This is a genomic window from Spirillospora sp. NPDC049652, assembly GCF_040675125.1.
Classification (GTDB): Bacteria; Actinomycetota; Actinomycetes; order Streptosporangiales; family Streptosporangiaceae; genus Spirillospora.
The window spans coordinates 1-11,868 of record NZ_JBFAOF010000138.1; the positions used below are offsets into that span (position 1 = coordinate 1).

Genomic DNA, 11,868 nt, shown 5'->3' on the forward strand with positions numbered 1-11,868 from the left:
GGCGCCGTTCCGGCGGGCGCCGTTCCGGCGGGCGCCGTTCCGGCGGGCGCCGTACAGCGGACGCCGCTCAGCGTGACCCGTCATGCGCGGGCCACGCCGGGCGGCAGGCGGGTCACTCGGTGGAGATCGCCTTCAGGACGTCCATCCGCCCGGCGCGCCACGCCGGCCACAGCGCCGCCAGGACGCCGATCACCGCCGCCACCACCAGGTAGGTCGCCAGCGTCCCCACCGGCACCGACAGCTCCGACAGGCCCTGCTTGCGCAGCGCGTGCTGCAGCGCCGCGCCGAACGCCACCCCGATGCCGATGCCGAGCAGCGCCCCGAACACCGCGATCACCACCGACTCGGCGCGGATCATCCGGCGCAGCTGCCGCCGGCTGATCCCGATCGCCCGCAGCAGCCCGATCTCCCGGGTCCGCTCGATCACCGACAGCGCCAGCGTGTTGATCACACCGACCGCCGCGATGATCACCGACATGACCAGCAGGATCGTCAGGAACGTCACGAACCCGTCCACCTGCTTGCGCGCGTCGGCCTTCAGCGCCCCCTGGTCCTGCACCTTCACGTCCGGCCGCGCCGACAGCGCCTGCTCCAGCGCGTGCTTGGTCGCCGCGCCCGGCTTCGGCGCCGACACGATGATCACCTCGACGGACGGGTCCGCGGTGTGCGCCAGGTACGCGCCCTGCGAGATCACCCGCGCGCCGAGGAAGCCGTTCTTCGCGTACACCCCGGTCACCCGCAGCGTCTCGCTCTTGCCGTCCGGGAACAGCACCGGCACCGCCGACCCCGGCGACCACCCGTTGTGCTTCGCCGTCGCCTCGTCCACCAGCATCCCGTCGCGGCCCAGCGTCCCCGACCCCTGGACGATCTTCGCGCGGGTGCCGCTCAGCATCTCGGCGGTGTCGCCCGCCGAGTACGACACGCGCTTCCCGGCGATCTTGGCGTTGCCCGAGTACACCGCGCCCGCCGAGCTCACCCCGCCCGCGGCCCGCACCTTGGCGACCAGGTCCGTCGACAGGCCGCCCCCGCCGGTCGGCTCGATCACGTAGTCCGCGCCGAACTGCTTGTCGACCTGCGCGTCCACCGACGACCGCATCGACGAGCCGAGCACGTTCACCGCCGTGATCAGCGCCAGGCCGATCATCAGCGCGGACGCGGTCGCCGCCGTCCGGCGCGGGTTGCGCAGCGCGTTCTGCCGCGCCAGCCGGCCCGGCGTCCGCAGCAGCCGCGCGAACGGCCAGCCCAGCACCCGCACCACCGGCTTGCTGATCACCGGCGCGAGCAGCGCCACGCCGAGGAACACCGCGAACGCGCCCACCCCGACCGGCAGCGCCGGGTTCGACACGTGCCCGAACAGGCCGAGCGCCATCAGCGCCGCGCCCGCCAGCGTCAGCAGCGACCCGAGCGCCAGCCGGATCCGCATCGACCGCTGCGGCAGCGCCACGTCGTCGCGCATCGCCGCGACCGGCGGGACCTTCGCCGCGCGCCGCGCCGGGAAGTACGCCGACACGACCGTCACCACGATCCCGACCACGTACGACCAGACCACCGGGGTCGCGGTGAACGTCAGCCCGCCGCCCCCGCCGGTCGTGGACTGCAGCAGCTCCGCCAGCCCGACCCCGGCCGCCAGGCCCAGCGTCGACCCGACGAACCCGACCGCGACCGCCTCCCCGATCACCGCCCGCGTCACCTGCGACCGGGCCGCGCCGATCGCCCGCAGCAGCGCCAGCTCACGCGTCCGCTGCGCCACCAGCATCGAGAAGGTGTTGAAGATGATGAACGCGCCCACGAAGATCGAGATCAGCGCGAACACCAGCAGGAACGTCCGGAAGAAGCCCATGAACGACGCCACCGCGGACTTGTTCTCGTCCCGCAGCTTGGCGCCCGTCACGGCCTCGGCGCCGGACGGCAGCGCCTTGGCGACCCGGTCCCGCAGCGTCACCTCGTCCGGGCCCGCCGAGCCCATCCGGATCTCGCTGAAGTAGCCCGGCTTCAGCAGCAGGCTCTGCGCCGTCGGGGTGTCGAACGCGACGAACGTGGCGCCCATCATGTCGCCGATGTCGGCGGTGCCGACCAGCGTCGCCCGCCGCGGCCCCGACTTCACCAGCACCGTCACCTGGTCGCCCAGGGCGAACCCGGCCTTCTTCGCCGACGCCTTGTCCACCACGACCTCGCCGGCGGCCGCGGGGGCCCGCCCCGACACCAGCCGCGCGATGCCGTCGCCGGTCCAGTTCGTGCCGAGCTGCGGCGGGCCGTTCTGGCCCGTCCCGACGACCTTGCCGTTCCGGCCGACCAGCGCCGCGTACCCGCTGACCGTCCCCACCGGGTCCTTCACGCCCGGCACCGACCGCACTCGCGCCAGCACCGACTGCGGCACCGGCGGGCGCGCCGCGTTCTCGTCGCCCGAGTCCACCACCTTCACCGACCGGACGTCCACGGCGACGTTCTCGCCGATCCGGTTGAACAGGTCGTCGAACTTCTTGTTCATCGTGTCGGTGAACACCAGCGTCCCCGCCACGAACGCCACGCCCAGGATCACCGCGACGGCCGTCAGCACCAGCCGGATCTTGTGGGCGGCGAGGTTGCGCAGGGTCACCCGCGCCATCGGAACCGAACTCATCGCGCCGAGACCCCCGGCAGCTCGAAGCCCTTCATCCGCTCCAGCACCCGCTCGGCCGTCGGCTCCCGCATCGTGTCGACGATCTGCCCGTCGGTCAGGAACAGCACCTGGTCGGCGTACGCCGCCGCGGACGGGTCATGGGTGACCATCACGATCGTCTGCCCCATCTCCCGCACCGAGTCCCGCAGGAACCCCAGCACCTCCGCGCCGGACCGCGAGTCCAGGTTGCCGGTCGGCTCGTCCGCGAAGATGATCTCCGGGCGGGACGCCAGCGCCCGCGCGCACGCCACCCGCTGCTGCTGGCCGCCCGACAGCTCCGCCGGCCGGTGCTTCAGCCGCGGCCGCAGCCCCACCGTGTCGACCACCCGGTCCAGCCACTCCGGGTCCGGACGGCGGCCCGCGATGTCCATCGGCAGCGTGATGTTCTCCAGCGCCGTCAGCGTCGGCACCAGATTGAACGCCTGGAACACGAACCCGATCTTGTCCCGGCGCAGCCGGGTCAGCTGCTTGTCCCGCAGCGCGGTCAGCTCGGTGTCCCCGATGAACACCTCGCCGCCGGTCACCGAGTCGAGCCCCGCCATGCAGTGCATCAGCGTCGACTTGCCCGACCCCGACGGGCCCATCACCGCGGTGAACCGGCCGCGCGGGATGCCGACCGTCACCCCGTCCAGCGCGATCACGCGGGCGTCGCCCGACCCGTACACCTTGGAGATCCGCTGGGCCCGCGCGGCGAAGTCCTCCGCCCCGGGCGCGGGTGCCGCGTCGCTTGTCGAGCGGGCGGAATCAGTCACGTGAACTCCTCTTGAATCGTACGTCGTCGGCCGCCGGACCGGTCGCGGCCGGCCCGCGCGAACCGCAGGGGGGACGGACCGGTGCGAAGTGATCCGGTCCACACGAAACAGTAGGAGTTCCCGCGCCGCGGCGGATGACCCAAGGGAACGGACTTTCGACTCCACCCGAGGCAGGAGGCGCCCCCCGGCCATCGTCCGTGGGGAGTAGACACCCCCGAGACGCACCCGGGGAAAACCGATCAGGGACGCCTCAGGGCCCCCTCGGCAGGACGAAACGGACGCCCAGGTCTGCCGCCCGCTCTCGACCTCTTCCACACCCCGAAGGGCGCTCCTGGGCGGGCCACCACCCCGACCCGGCGCGGCCACTGTCGGCCGCGCAGAAAGACACCGCCCGCCGCGCCCGGGGGAGCCGCCGGCCGGGAGAACGGAGCCGCCGTCGAGCGGAGAGGCGCGCGGGGGTACCGCCAGCCGGGAGGGCCCACCACCGGCCGGGAGAACGGAAGGGCTACTGCTGGCCGGGGCGGCTCATGCCCGTCTCGTACGCGTACACCACGGCCTGCACCCGGTCCCGCAGGCCCAGCTTCGCCAGCACGTTCCCCACGTGCGTCTTCACCGTCGTCTCGCTCACCACCAGATCGGCGGCGATCTCCGCGTTCGACTGCCCCCGCGCCACATGCGACAGCACCTCGCGCTCACGCTCGGTCAGCGTGTCCAGACCCGGCGGGGGAGAGGCGTCCCGCACCGCCGGCAGCCGCGTCGCGAACCGGTCCAGCAGCCGCCGCGTCACGCTCGGCGCGACGATCGCGTCGCCCGCCGCCACGATCCGGATCGCCTGCACCAGGTCCTCCGGCGGCGAGTCCTTCAGCAGGAACCCGCTCGCACCCGCCCGCACCGCCTCGATCACGTACTCGTCCAGGTCGAACGTCGTCAGGATCAGCACCCGCGGATCGTGCGACGCCGCCCCGTCCCGGATGATCCGCCGCGTCGCCTCGATGCCGTCCACACCCGGCATCCGGATGTCCATCAGCACCACGTCCGGCAGCAGCGACCGGGTCAGCTCCACCGCCGCGGCCCCGTCACCCGCCTCGCCCACCACCGCCAGGTCGGGCTCCGCCTCCAGAATGAGCCGGAACCCCGTCCGCAGCAGCGGCTGGTCGTCCACCAGCAGCACCCGTACCGTGCTCACGCGGCCACCGTCCCGTTCATCCATGCACCCCAGATCCACCGGCCACCCTACGCGCCGTCACGCCGACAGCGGGAACCGGGCCCGCACCCCGAAACCCCCGCCGACCCGGGGCCCGATCCTCAGCTCGCCCCCGTACAGCGCCACCCTCTCGTACATCCCGACCAGACCGTGCCCTGGCTTGTCGCCGTTGTCCGCCACGATCGTCGCGGTACCGCGCCCGTCGTCCTCGATCTCCACCGTCAGGTCCTCCGCCGTGTACCGCAACCGCACCCACGCCCGCGCCTGCGGGCCCGCGTGCTTCAACGTGTTCGTCAACGCCTCCTGGATCAGCCGGAACGCCGCCACGTCCACACCCGGCGACGGCGTCCGCGCCTCACCCTCGATCCACAGCTGCACCGACAGGCCGGTCTCCCGCACATGGTCCAGCAGCTCGCCCAGATCGCCCAGCCCCGGCTGCGGGGCCAGCTCGCCCCGCGCCGCCTGCTCGTCCCGGTCGGTCCGCAGCACCCCGACGATCCGCCGCATCTCGCTCAGCGCCGTCCGCCCGACCTCCTCGATCGTGGACATCGCCTCCCGCGCGCCGCCCGGGTCGCGGTCGATGATCCGCCGCGCCGCGCCCGCCTGCACCGTCATCACGCTCACATGGTGCGCCACCACGTCGTGCAGCTCCCGCGCGATCCGGGACCGCTCCTCGACCCGCGCCGCCCGCGCGTCCGACCCCCGCGCCCGCTCCAGCCGCGCCGCCCGGTCCTCCAGCTCGGTGAAGTACGCCCGCCGCATCCGCAGGTTCCGGCCCAGCACCCACACCCCGACCAGCAGCGCGTTGTTCGTCAGGTACTCCAGCAGCGACAACCGCATCGGGAACGACAGCAGCAGCCCGTTGAACCCGGCCAGCGCCACCACACCGCCCAGCGCGCTGTGCGCCAGCGCCCGGTGCGCCGCCACGCTGTACACCGCCACCATGAACGCCACCGAGTCCGGAACCGACGGCACGTAGTCCCACGCCGACAGCAGGCACTCGCCGGCCAGCACGATCCACAGCGTCGTCAGCGGGAACAGCTGCCGCAGCACCAGCGCCGACGTCACCGCCGTCACCAGCACCGCCTGCCGCACGTCCGGCGCGGCGAACAGCCGCGCCTCCGACCCCGGCCGGTTCGTCAGGAACAGCTCCGGCAGCCCCACCGCCAGCAGCACGAGCGCCAGCACGGCGTCGGCCGACTGGGGCCGCGCCGCCAACCAGGCACGGAACGTGCGAAGACCACGGATGCGGGGTGACACGCCTTAACCCTAGGAGGTCACACCAGGTCGAAGAGCCCTCCTGAGCGGCGATCCGCACTCCTCCCCAAGAAGGAGACCCGCCGGGGGACCGGTCCACCCCCGCCCCCGGCCACGTCAGAGCACCTACTCCCCACGGCGGAGGCGCTCACGGACAGCGGGAGGCGGCGGCCCGAGGGTCAGAGGTCGTCCAGGCCCGGCGCGGGCTCCGGGACCACCACGTCCCGCCGCGCCACCGGCGCCGTCGGCAGCGGCGGCGGCGTTCCCCCGAACTCCGGGCACCGCTGCCGGTGGTCGCACCAGTCGCACAACCGCGACGGACGCGGCCGCCACTCACCCGACTCGGTGGCCCGCCGGATCGCCAGCCACAGCGCCTCCACCTTCCGCTGCGTCGCCCGCAGGTCCGCCTCGTCCGGCGCGTACCGCAGCACCTCGCCGTTCTTCAGGTACATCAGCTGCAGCAGCCGCGGCACCTCGCCCCGCAGCCGCCACAGCACCAGCGCGTAGAACTTCATCTGGAACAGCGCCCGCGCCTCGAACTCCCGCCGCGGCGCCGACCCCGTCTTGTAGTCCACGATCCGGATCTCACCCGTCGGCGCCACGTCCAGCCGGTCGATGTACCCCCGCAGCCGCAGCCCCGAATCGAGCACCGTCTCCACGAACAGCTCCCGCTCGGCCGGCTCCAGCCGCCGCGGATCCTCCAGCGAGAAGTACGACTCGACCATCCGCCGCGCCTCCGCCAGCCAGCCCTCCCGCTCGGCGTCGCCCGCCGCGTCCGCCTCGAACAGCGCCGCCAGCTCGGGCTCCTCCGCGCACAGCCGCTCCCACTCGGGGCCCAGCAGCTCCAGCGCCGCCACCGGGGTGCGGCCCGCGCTCGGCAGGTCGTACAGCCGCTCCAGCACCGCGTGCACCAGCGTGCCCCGCACCGCCGCCGGGCTCGGCTTCTCCGGGATCCGGTCGATCACCCGGAACCGGTACAGCAGCGGGCAGGTCATGAAGTCGCCCGCCCGCGACGGCGACAGCGACCCGGTCACCGCCGGATCGACCGCCCCCGCCGGCCCACCCGGCACCGCCTCCGGCCCGCCCGGCACGGTGCCCGGCGCGGCCTCCGGAGCGCCCGGCGCGGCCTCCGGAGCGCCCGGTACCGCGCCCGGTGCGGCCTCCGGTGCGGGCCCGGCGGCGGCCTCCGCACCCGGCTCCGCACCCGGCTCCACAGCCGTCCCCGCAGCCGCGTCCGCCGCCCTGGTCGTCCCGTCCCCGGCCCCGGTCCTCGTCATGTCCAGCAAGGGTAGGCGACCCCGCCGACGAAATCCCGCACCGCCCACCAGCGCGGAACCCCCGCTCCGGGGCCGTAGCATCGACAACGTGACAGACAGCGCACCCGTGACCGACGGCGGCAGCGGCCCCACCGGCTCCGGACCGACCGGAGAGCCCGACGGCCGCCCCACCCGCGACGCCACCGGCGCGCCGTCCGGCGCCCCTACCCCCGGCCCCGCCGGGCCTTCGGGGCCCTCCGGCCCACCCGAACCCGCCGGCGCCTCCGGGCCCGCCAGCGCCCCCGGAACGCCCGACGGCGACCCCAAGGACGGCCCGCCCGGCTCCCGACCGCCCGGCATCCCCATGGGCCGCCCCTTCGGCGTCCCCGTCTACGTCTCACCCAGCTGGTTCCCTATCGCGCTGCTCGTCACCGTCATGTTCGAAGGCCAGGTCAACGACGCCGTCGGACGCCCCGCCAGCTACCTCGTCGCCTTCACCTACGCCCTGCTGCTCTACGGCTCGGTGTTCGTCCACGAACTCAGCCACGCCGTCACCGCCCGCAGCCTCGGCCTGCCCGTCCGCTCCGTCACCCTCAACATCCTCGGCGGCGAGACCTCCATCGCCCGCGAGGCCCCCACCCCCGGCCGCGAGTTCCTCATCGCCTTCGCCGGCCCCCTGGTCAACTTCGTCCTCGCCGCCCTCGGCCTCGCCGCCCACTTCCTGCTACCCCTCCCACCCGTCGCCGTCCTGCTCGTCGACGCCCTCACCATCGCCAACCTCCTCGTCGGCGCGTTCAACCTGCTCCCCGGACTGCCCCTGGACGGCGGACGCCTCGTCCGCGCCGCCGTCTGGAAGATCACCGGGCACGCCCGCAGCGGCGCCGTCGCCGCCGCCTGGATCGGCCGCGCCGTCGCCGCCGGCTGCCTGCTCACCGGCGTCTGGCTCGCCTCCCTGCCCGGCCGCGGCTTCGGCTGGCTCGCCCTGCTCTGGTCCGCCATGGTCGCCTCCACCATCTGGATCGGCGCCACCCACGCCCTGCGCGCCGAACGCGTCCGCGACCGCATCCCCCTGCTGTCGGCCCGCCGCCTCGCCCGCCGCGCCACCCTCGTCACCGCCGACACCCCCCTCGCCGAGGCCGTCCGCCGCGCCCAGCAGGCCCAGGCCGGCGCGCTGGTCGTCACCGACCACGACGGCCGCCCCCTCGGCCTGGTCAGCGAGAAGGCCGTCACCGCCACCCCCGAGCAGCGCCGCCCCTGGATCACCGTCGGCGACCTGTCCCGCGGCCTCGAACCCGACCTCGCCCTGCCCGCCGACCTCGCCGGCGAAGCCCTCATCGACGCCCTGCGCCGCGCGCCCGCCACCGAGTACCTCCTGCTGGACCCCGACGGCGGCGTCTACGGCGTCCTCGCCATCTCCGACGTCGACCGCGCCTTCGCCGGCATCTGAACCACCGCAGGACCGGCATCCGAACGTCCGCCCGACCGGCATCCGGACCACCGCCCGACCGGCATCCGGACCACGCGCCAGAGCGGTCCCGGAAGCCCGCTAGCCTTGACACCCATGAGCGAACCGACGCCGCCGGCCTCCGGCGACACCAGCACCACCCCCGCGCAGGCCCCGGCGACCGGCCGGATCCCGCACGGCCCCTTCCGCCCCGGCGACCAGGTTCAGCTCACCGACCCCAAGGGCCGCATCAACACCATCACCCTGCAGCCCGGCAAGCAGTACCACTCCCACAAGGGCAGCATCGAGCACGACACCGTCATCGGCAGCCACGAAGGCACCGTCTTCCGCTCCAGCGGCGGCACCGAGTACCTCGCCTTCCGCCCCCTGCTGTCCGACTTCGCCGTCCGCATGCCCCGCGGCGCCGCCGTCGTCTACCCCAAGGACGCCGCCCAGATCGTCGCCCAGGCCGACATCTTCCCCGGCGCCCGCGTCATCGAGGCCGGCGCCGGCTCCGGCGCCCTCACCTGCTTCCTGCTCCGCGCCGTCGGCGAACACGGCGTCGTCTCCTCCTACGAGCGCCGCCCCGACTTCGCCGACATCGCCCGAGCCAACGTCGAGAAGTTCTTCGGCGGCCCCCACCCCTCCTGGAAGCTCACCGTCGGCTCCCTCGAGGACTCCCTCACCGAGACCGAGGTCGACCGCGTCGTCCTCGACATGCTCGCCCCCTGGGAGACCGTCGACGCCGTCGCCAAGGCCCTCATCCCCGGCGGCCTCGTCTGCGCCTACATCGCCACCACCACCCAGATGTCGCGCGTCGTCGAGGAACTGCGCGGCCACGGCGCGTTCGCCGAGCCCTACGCCTTCGAGACCATGCTCCGCTCCTGGCACGTCGAGGGCCTCGCCGTCCGCCCCGACCACCGCATGGTCGGCCACACCGGCTTCCTCGTCACCGCCCGCCGCCTCGCCGACGGCGTCACCCCGCCCCTGCGCCGGCGCCGCCCCGCCAAGGGGGCCCAGCCCGACACCGCCGCCGAGGGCGCGGCCACCGCGACCCCGCCCGGCGCGATCGAACCCGCCGAGAACGGCGCGCCCGCCACGCCCGGCGACGGCGAGTCCTAGATCACAATCCGGTCACCGGCGCCCCACCCGGCGCCCGCGACCCCACCCGCCCCACCCCACCCCGCCGCAACACCCGCCGAACTCGGCAAACACCCCCACAAGCACGTCCCCACCCACCGCCCGCCGTCGCGCACCGCGACCACCCCCGCCCCGCCGCGCCCCCGCCCCCTCCGCACCGGGACGCCCCCGGCACGACACGAACACCGAATGGGCAGGTTACGGAAGCCCTCCAGATAGGTAGGGTCTCAGTAGGTCGTCGGCTCTTCGTGAGGAGGTGACGGGGCGTGGCCGCTCGTGACGAAGCTGGGGCGCGCAAGGCGCAGCACGAAAAGGAGGTAAGAGACCTCCAGACGCAGATCTCCTTCCTGGAGGAGGAGATCTCCGTGCTGCGCCGAAAGCTCGCGGAATCCCCGCGCCAAGTACGCGTACTGGAAGAACGTCTCCACGAGGCACAAGCGAACCTGGCCGCGGTGACAGGCCAGAACGAAAGACTCGTGGCGACCCTCAAGGAGGCCCGCGAACAGATCGTGGCCCTCAAGGAGGAGGTCGACCGGCTGGCACAACCGCCATCCGGATTCGGCGTCTTCCTCGAAGCCCGCGACGACGGAACCGTCGACATCTTCACCGGCGGACGCAAACTGCGCGTCAACGTCAGCCCGGCGGTGGAAGTCGACGAACTCCAACGCGGCCAGGAAGTGATGCTCAACGAGGCCCTCAACGTCGTCGAGGCCCTCGCGTTCGAAGAGCAGGGCGAAGTCGTCATGCTCAAGGAACTGTTCGACGACGGAGAACGCGCCCTCGTCATCGCGCACGCCGACGAGGAACGCGTCATCAAACTCGCCGAACCCCTCCGCGGCGTCCCACTGCGACCGGGCGACTCGCTCATGCTCGAGACCCGCAGCGGATACGCCTACGAGAAGATCCACAAGGCCGAGGTCGAAGAACTCGTCCTCGAAGAGGTCCCCGACATCTCCTACGAGGAGATCGGCGGACTCGGACCCCAGATCGAACAGATCCGCGACGCGGTCGAACTGCCCTACCTGCACGCCGACCTCTTCCGCGAACACCACCTCAGGCCCCCCAAGGGCGTCCTGCTCTACGGCCCCCCCGGATGCGGCAAGACCCTCATCGCCAAGGCCGTCGCCAACTCCCTCGCCAAGCAGGTCGCCGAGAAGACCGGCCAGGAGGGCAAGAGCTTCTTCCTCAACATCAAGGGACCCGAGCTCCTCAACAAGTACGTCGGCGAGACCGAACGCCACATCCGCCTCGTCTTCCAACGAGCCCGCGAGAAGGCGTCCGCCGGCACCCCCGTCATCGTCTTCTTCGACGAGATGGACTCCATCTTCCGCACCCGCGGATCCGGCGTCTCCTCCGACGTCGAGAACACCATCGTCCCCCAGCTCCTCAGCGAGATCGACGGCGTCGAAGGCCTCGAGAACGTCATCGTCATCGGCGCCTCCAACCGCGAGGACATGATCGACCCCGCGATCCTGCGACCCGGCCGCCTCGACGTCAAGATCAAGATCGAACGCCCCGACGCCGAAGCCGCCAAGGACATCTTCTCCAAGTACATCCTCCCCGGCCTCCCGCTCCACCCCGACGACCGCGCCGAGCACGGCGACAGCCCGGACGCCACCGTCGAGGCCATGATCCAGCGCGTCGTCGAACGGATGTACACCGAGAGCGAGGAGAACCGCTTCCTCGAGGTCACCTACGCCAACGGCGACAAGGAAGTCCTCTACTTCAAGGACTTCAACTCCGGCGCCATGATCCAGAACATCGTGGACCGGGCGAAGAAGATGGCCATCAAGCAGTTCCTCGACACCGGCCAGAAAGGCCTGCGCGTCGCCCACCTCCTCGCCGCCTGCGTCGACGAGTTCAGCGAGAACGAGGACCTGCCCAACACCACCAACCCCGACGACTGGGCCCGCATCTCCGGAAAGAAGGGCGAACGGATCGTCTACATCCGCACCCTCGTCTCCGGCAAGCAGGGCGCAGAGGCCGGACGCTCCATCGACACCGTCGCCAACACCGGCCAGTACCTCTAGCCCCGACCCCACACGCAGGCACCGGACACACCGACGGCGCGGCCCCCACCCGGGACCGCGCCGTCGGCGCGGGCCCCCCCCCCCCCCCCACCACACCCAACAGCCCCCCCCCCCCAAAAGAAAAAA

At 72.9% G+C, this 11,868-nt stretch carries 8 protein-coding genes; 3 read left to right on the forward strand and 5 right to left on the reverse strand.

The features are described from left to right. Positions 1-112: 112 nt before the first annotated feature. The 5 genes from AB0J52_RS12410 to AB0J52_RS12430 all read right to left on the reverse strand — a co-directional run bounded on the left by AB0J52_RS12410 (position 113) and on the right by AB0J52_RS12430 (position 6,906). Positions 113-2,620, reverse strand: coding sequence for an ABC transporter permease (locus tag AB0J52_RS12410; protein ID WP_500181666.1), 2,508 nt, complete (start codon positions 2,618-2,620; stop codon positions 113-115). Beyond that, positions 2,617-3,411 carry an ABC transporter ATP-binding protein gene (locus tag AB0J52_RS12415; protein WP_500181667.1) on the reverse strand — a complete coding sequence of 265 codons (795 nt, stop codon included), beginning with the start codon at positions 3,409-3,411 and terminating at the stop codon, positions 2,617-2,619. The genes AB0J52_RS12410 and AB0J52_RS12415 overlap by 4 nt, the downstream gene beginning before the upstream one ends. A gap of 505 nt (positions 3,412-3,916) precedes the next feature. Then, on the reverse strand, positions 3,917-4,597 hold the full coding sequence (locus tag AB0J52_RS12420; protein WP_034484997.1) for a response regulator: 681 nt from the start codon (positions 4,595-4,597) through the stop codon (positions 3,917-3,919). Between the two features lie 57 nt (positions 4,598-4,654). Continuing rightward, positions 4,655-5,833, reverse strand: coding sequence for a sensor histidine kinase (locus AB0J52_RS12425; RefSeq protein WP_500181668.1), 1,179 nt, complete (start codon positions 5,831-5,833; stop codon positions 4,655-4,657). A gap of 218 nt (positions 5,834-6,051) precedes the next feature. Beyond that, positions 6,052-6,906 carry a RecB family exonuclease gene (locus tag AB0J52_RS12430; protein ID WP_500181672.1) on the reverse strand — a complete coding sequence of 285 codons (855 nt, stop codon included), beginning with the start codon at positions 6,904-6,906 and terminating at the stop codon, positions 6,052-6,054. Positions 6,907-7,237: 331 nt separating this feature from the next. On the opposite strand from AB0J52_RS12430, the gene AB0J52_RS12435 reads away from it, so the two are divergent. The 3 genes from AB0J52_RS12435 (at position 7,238) to arc (ending at position 11,742) form a co-directional block, all read left to right on the forward strand. Continuing rightward, entirely contained in the window at positions 7,238-8,575 is a 1,338-nt protein-coding gene (locus AB0J52_RS12435) for a site-2 protease family protein (protein ID WP_500181669.1), read from the forward strand. Between the two features lie 114 nt (positions 8,576-8,689). Continuing rightward, positions 8,690-9,694, forward strand: coding sequence for a tRNA (adenine-N1)-methyltransferase (locus tag AB0J52_RS12440; protein ID WP_500181670.1), 1,005 nt, complete (start codon positions 8,690-8,692; stop codon positions 9,692-9,694). A gap of 284 nt (positions 9,695-9,978) precedes the next feature. Further along, a complete protein-coding gene (gene arc / locus AB0J52_RS12445) occupies positions 9,979-11,742 on the forward strand; it encodes a proteasome ATPase (RefSeq protein WP_500181671.1) in 1,764 nt (587 codons plus the stop codon). Positions 11,743-11,868 lie beyond the last annotated feature (126 nt).